Annotated in this window: 5 protein-coding genes; all 5 read right to left on the reverse strand. The window is 60.5% G+C overall.

Annotation, left to right across the window (positions count from 1 at the left end; genetic code table 11):
- Positions 1 to 122: 122 nt before the first annotated feature.
- Complete coding sequence (locus tag HP499_RS20410; protein WP_172325960.1) at positions 123 to 1,610, reverse strand: threonine/serine exporter family protein; 1,488 nt, start codon at positions 1,608 to 1,610, stop codon at positions 123 to 125.
- Positions 1,611 to 1,637: 27 nt separating this feature from the next.
- Positions 1,638 to 2,954 carry a peptidoglycan bridge formation glycyltransferase FemA/FemB family protein gene (locus HP499_RS20415; protein WP_172325961.1) on the reverse strand — a complete coding sequence of 439 codons (1,317 nt, stop codon included), beginning with the start codon at positions 2,952 to 2,954 and terminating at the stop codon, positions 1,638 to 1,640.
- A gap of 112 nt (positions 2,955 to 3,066) precedes the next feature.
- Positions 3,067 to 4,155, reverse strand: a complete 1,089-nt coding sequence (locus HP499_RS20420; protein WP_172325962.1) for a peptidoglycan bridge formation glycyltransferase FemA/FemB family protein — start codon at positions 4,153 to 4,155, stop codon at positions 3,067 to 3,069.
- Positions 4,156 to 4,273: 118 nt separating this feature from the next.
- On the reverse strand, positions 4,274 to 5,095 hold the full coding sequence (locus HP499_RS20425; RefSeq protein ID WP_172325963.1) for a DNA/RNA non-specific endonuclease: 822 nt from the start codon (positions 5,093 to 5,095) through the stop codon (positions 4,274 to 4,276).
- Between the two features lie 38 nt (positions 5,096 to 5,133).
- Positions 5,134 to 5,259, reverse strand: a 126-nt coding sequence (locus tag HP499_RS20430; RefSeq protein WP_159709123.1) for an L-serine ammonia-lyase, iron-sulfur-dependent, subunit alpha, incomplete at its 5' end; no start/stop codon positions are given.

Here is a 5,259-nt window from a genome sequence, read left to right on the forward strand (position 1 = left end):
CAAGGGCGCGTGGAGGAAGTCTTCCAGGCCGAAAAAAAGCTTCCGGTCGGGCAGATCTAGCCTTCACCACGGAAAAGGGCGCCGCTTGAAGCGGCGCCCTTTTCCGTTGAGTTTCAATTTTCCTAACGCCTGCGCACCCTGCGCCGTTCATTGCTGGAAAGGCCCTTCGTCAGCGGCCTGGCCAAGTTGTCCCCGAGCACGATGCCCGCGGCAACGCCAAGGACAATCGCACCCGCGTTGAGCATGCCACCAGCACCGGCCAGGATGTCGCCCTCTTCAACAGTCAAAACATACATGGACCGGAAGATGGTAAGGCCGGGAAGCAGGATCAATGCCGCCGGAACTGCAACCACCAGCTGCGGCGCACCGAGTTTGAGCGCCACTACCCGGCCCAGCAGGCCGATCACCACCGCAGCCACTGCGGGCGACAAGCGATCGCCGAGTCCGGCTGCGCCAGCCCCCCACAAGACGAAGAAGCCCACCAAGCCGACTGCCGCCGTCGGGAATAACAGACGCATTTGCGTTTGTTCGGTGACGCCGATGGCCACCACCGCAATGGCGATCAGAATGGCCTGGCCCCACAAAGGGTAAGCGTCGGGGAATGTGTCCGTGACATCAAGTACGGCGCTGCCCATCAACGTTCCGACCACTACAGCCACGCCTATACCTGCCACGATGGCACCGAACGTCAGCGCCGTGGAAAGGAACCGGCCCGCTGCTGTCACGGGGAATCCGTTGATCGCGTCCTGCACTGAAGAGACAAGGCGACCCGTTGGCAGGAGCAGCAGGATCCCGCCGGCAACCACAATGGACGGAGCAATGTCCACACCAGCCCACCGCAGCATCAGGGCAATGAAGGTGACCAGGAACGCGCACGCCATGGTGTTGAAGAAGTCCGCCGTCCGCCACCGTGCCAGCTGCCGTGACAACAGGCTGATCAGGATGTTGGAGCAGAAAGCCACAGCAGATGCACCCAGCCCGCCGCCCAGAACGCCCACGAAAACGGCCGAGAAAATGCCGAACGCAATGGTGACCATCCAGCGCGGGAAAGGCTTGGCGCTGCGAATGATCTCGTTCAAGCGGCGCACAGCTTCATCGCGCCCCACTCCCCCGGCCACAATGTCAGTCACCAGTTGGTGTACCTGCGCCAACCCCGCGTAGTTGTTGGTCCAGGAGCGCACTACACGCAGGAGCGTGATGGGTGTCTGGTCCTTGGGCGCGTAGTTAATGGCCACCGACTGGTTGGTGATGTCCACTTCCACGTTCTTCAATCCCAGCGCCGCCGTCACGGCGATCATGCTGGTCTCGACCTCAAGGGCACCTGCACCGTAACGGAACATGACCTCGGCCAGATGAAGGGCGAAGTCGATGGTTTTGCGGGCGGAGGCGTCCACTCCCACCACTTGGATGGTGGGGTTGGCATAGGGGCTTCCCGCCAACCGGTCCACGATGTTCATTGGTGCTGTAGGTGGGCTATCGCCTTGAACCAGACGCATGAGCATGCGTTTGGCGTTGACGTTCTGCCGGACCTGGGATGGCCGCAATGGCTGGGTCTTGGGCAACCCATCGGTATGGGGCCTGCTGGCGGACCCGTCGGGGCGTTCAGTCACGCGGTGATCCTCCCTTGGCTTGTGTGATTAGCGGTTCCTCCGAAGTTTTCCTACTACCGGCAATTTCTCAAGTGGCAATCGTCCCAGCACTGTCTGGGCGGCCCCTGCGAGCTTCCTGACCGCGCGGTATCCGTGGAAAATAACCGGATTGACCGGGGCCACGAAGTCGCCCACCAGTTGGACCACTTCGCCACCGAAGCCCTTCTTGAACTCGTACCCTCCGTGGCCGGTCTCATCCTGGCCCTGGATGCCGAACGTGCCGTAGAAGTTGTAGCGCGAGTATCCGTTGTTCAAGGCGTGCAGCATCATGCCCCAGTACAGGGACGTTGCGCCGTTGAAGTAGATGTAATCCTGCACGGTGCCGCCAATGACGCACACCAGTTCGTCGCCGGAGCAGGCAAAGTGGATGGCGGCCACAGTGGCAACGCCAACTGAATCCGGGAAGCGTTCGATGTCCTTGAGGCTGCGCTCGTAACTGTCAACGAGGTCCTGGACTACCTTGATCCGGTTGGCCTTCTTCTTGCTGCCGGTCTCCTCGACTTCCCGCTTCAGGTCTGCGAGGGTCTTGGATTCGGCATCGAGCCGTTCGGTGATGGAGGCCCGGTACTCAGGGATATTGATCTTGGCCATCATGAGCTTGGTGAACTCGTCCGAGGTGTTACGGAGCAGGTGCTCGTAGTACTCGCGTTCGCGGTACGTGAAGCCTTTCTCGTCCCCGGCAGTGCTCAGTGCGTTGTAGAACTCATCCAGCGTCTCCAGCGTTGCCTGTTCCAGGTAGACGCCGTTCTTCTCGGCTTTCCGGATGGCCTTGCGGGTGCGGTAGTTCATGCCCATGATGAGCTCTTCGGAATCAGCGATTCCGTCCAACTGCTTGATGAACATCCAGTTGATGTTGGCAAAGTTCATCTCAAAGCCCTGGTGCTTGAAGCCCAGGCCTTCGAATTCCTTCAGCAGCGGACGGTTGTCCTCAACTTCGGGGTGCTCGGCGCCTTCTTCGTCCCGTGCGATGTACCGGATGTTGGGCGAGATCCGCAGCTCGGCAGCCTTCTTGCTAGCCGCGTGCTTCTTCAACTGCTCGACGACGAAGCGAACCACCGCGGGGTCGCTGTAGTCCATCAGTGGTCCCTTGGCGCAGTCTGCGATTTTGTAGCCCAGGCGGTTGGCCGTGTAGACCAGCTTTCCTGCAGCAATCAGGACGCCATTCTGCATTACTCCGAAGAGTTCCACTTCCTGTCCGCGGGCACGCTGAAAACGCGTGAGGTCCAGGGACTGGATGAAGCTTCCCTGCGGGTGTCCCTTGGCGAAGGCCTCGAAATCAGCGTCACTGAGAATCACGAATTCCATGGCGGTTCCAGCCTCAATCGGAGTCAAAGAAATTACCTCACCTAACAGTAGATTTGCACCCGTTGGTGGCCGGGGCGGGCCTGAAGTTTTGTTTGCTGGCTGGGGCTGTCCGTCAGTAGAACTGGCCGCCGGTACGCATGGTCTCGACACGGCGGAAAACGCGCTCCGCCCCCTTGAGCCAGAGTTTGTAGCGGATTGGCCCCACCACGTGGTCGTAACAGCCCACGAAATCCGTGACGGTCTTGGTGAAGCTTGTCTTGAAGGATCCCAGGCCGTAAAGCGGGTGGGACTTGTCCTTGATGTGTGCCGCCGGCGGAGTCCCACAGAAGTCGTACTCCACACAGCCGAGCTCCTGCATGCGCTGGATTGCTGCCCACTGCGCCAGGTGTGAATCGCCGTACTGCTTACGGTTCTGGGTTGATCCACCGTCCTTGTAAGTGGCCTTTGATCCGTAGTTGATCACGAAGGCACCAACACTGGGTGCCCCGTCCTCGTGAACGAAGAAGAAGTGCCCCTGCCCGCGGCTGCAGAACTCTTCCCAGAACTTTGCGTAGTACTCGTAGCTCCGCAGCGGCATGGCACCTTTAGCGTCCATGGTGTTCCGCATGAGGGCGTACAGCTTGCGGTAACTGTCCTCGCCGGGCTCTCCCTGCACAACCTCGCACCCTTCACGCTCGGCCCTGCGGACAGCGTTCCGGGCACGCGAGGAGATGCTCCTCAGTACTTCGTTTGCTGGGGCCGAGATATCCAGAATGGCAGTGGAGTCGTTGGATTGGATGTTGGGCGCTTTGACCAACCCGGCGGCTTTCAGTTGCGCAGTCACCTCAGGTGACTCCACGACGTCGGGCTCTATCTTGATGGTGAAGACGTTCATCTTCTGTTCCTTGGCCAAGGTGGCCACGGCCTTCAGCAGGGGCTGGATGTCTTCCACAGCAGCAACGTCCGGGCCTTTGATCAGGTACCAGAGCCGGCCCAGGACAGGGAACTTCTTCTCAAGGAGCAAGTTGTAGCTGCTGTACTCCTGGGTTTCGATGACGAGCCGGCGGACCAACCAGCCGTTACCGTCCTTGACTGCGGCGTAGGCGTCGGACTGCAGCATGTTGCCGCCGTTCGGGTTGGCCGTGACGTGCTTGTCCCAGTTGTCGATTTCCTCGGCGGTGGCAAAGCGGGCGGTAAATTCTCGCAAGGTGGCCGTGTCCAATCTCAGGGGTTTGGTGCAGTGTTCAAAAGCTCGGTACGCATGCGGACATGCAGCCCCAAGTCTATCGGGCCAAGCGAAATCGGCTGGTCTACGAGCGAAAGCGCCGATCTGCCGTTGCTCACAAACGGATCTGGTCCGCGCTCTCCAACTCGATCGCCTTCGGCTGCCTGCCCAGTTCACGCTGGCCGCTGACGAGCCGGTCCGCGTTGGTGAGCCTGCTGAGGCTCAGCCCGGTTAGGTTTGCTATCTGCCCAATGGGAACCTGGAACGTTCGGAAGGGTCCCAGCGGAGGTGGCTCTCCTTCGAGGAGCCGCTGGTCAATGGCCCGTTTGAGCTCTACTTTCCCGAGCAGCGGTGATTGGTCCAGGACGAAGCCCACGGCGGCCAGCTTGGCATCGTTGGTCCAGGCCGCGATCTTCCAAAACTTCCGCGGGATTTGGACACCCCGGTAGGGCTGATCGTCGTCCCGGAACACGGGGCCCGTAAAGACACTGAGCTTGGCATCGTGGGCATCCGCGTGGCTCAAGACGTGGTCCTCCAGCCCCACCCAGAGTTCTTTGCCTTGGTTGAAGTCGTCCACCTGAGGGGCAGCATTGGTGAAGGCGAAGGTGTCCTGGTTGGCCTTCTTCGCCGTGGCAGCGTCCCCCCAGACGGGATCCAGCCGTCTGACCAAATGGCCGCGGTCGAAGGCGTTGTTCTTGTAAACGTCCGGACCCGCCTGGTGCTCCCTGGGAATCCTGTCATCGAAGTGCCACGTGCCCTCGCGGGCCAGCGGATTCAGTTCCTTACCGTGGATGTTGACGCCCACGATCGCCGCGAGCTTCCGGGCAGCCCGGAAACGCACGGAGAAGTGGATGTAGTCCAACAGAATCGTCGTTGCCGACGGACTGGGCAGCTCAAGCCGTGCCCGCAAAAAATCCCTGTCGTATCCCCCGCTCATGGATACAGCATGGCACTAGGCACTGACAGTAAACAGGCTCAGCATTCGACGACGTTGACGGCGAGGCCGCCCATCGCGGTTTCCTTGTACTTATGGGACATGTCCTTGCCCGTTTCCCGCATGGTCACAATGACCTCATCCAACGAGACCCGGTGCGTCCCATC

This window comes from Paenarthrobacter sp. CM16 (assembly GCF_013179505.1).
Classification (GTDB): domain Bacteria; phylum Actinomycetota; class Actinomycetes; order Actinomycetales; family Micrococcaceae; genus Arthrobacter.

Excerpts from the sequence above, each read along its gene's own strand:
- HP499_RS20425 (WP_172325963.1), bottom strand. The coding sequence starts at position 5,095 with ATGAGCGGGGGATACGACAGGGATTTTTTGCGGGCACGGCTTGAGCTG.
- HP499_RS20415 (WP_172325961.1), bottom strand. The coding sequence starts at position 2,954 with ATGGAATTCGTGATTCTCAGTGACGCTGATTTCGAGGCCTTCGCCAAG.